The organism is Pauljensenia sp. UMB3104 (assembly GCF_030217285.1).
GTDB lineage: Bacteria > Actinomycetota > Actinomycetes > Actinomycetales > Actinomycetaceae > Pauljensenia.
This window is the reverse complement of the sequence record NZ_JASONN010000524.1, coordinates 1-243: the sequence shown is the minus strand read 5'-3', so window position 1 is coordinate 243 and position 243 is coordinate 1. Positions and strand designations below refer to the sequence as shown.

The 243-nt window shown below is 64.6% G+C and carries 1 pseudogene; it reads right to left on the bottom strand.

Annotated features, from left to right (window positions below):
• A pseudogene (locus QP415_RS12650) lies at positions 1–243 on the bottom strand (hypothetical protein); the annotation flags it as partial.

Sequence of the window (243 nt, the reverse complement as noted above, 5' to 3'; positions counted from 1 at the left end):
CCCTTGGCGGCGGTGCTCTTCGTGATGTTGATGCCGATGAGACGCAGGCTGTGCTTGACGACCGGATACCAGGTGATGCTCATGAGGGCGCGTTTGGTCGCGTGGTTCTGGTAGGCGGTCTTCGCGGCAACGCGCGTGAACGCCGTCAGGGACTGGGCGGCACCGCCGACTCCCAGCATGACGCCGAAAAACACGGCGAGCACGCCGATTGTGTCGTCGTCGGCATCACGGTCGTTCGGGAGG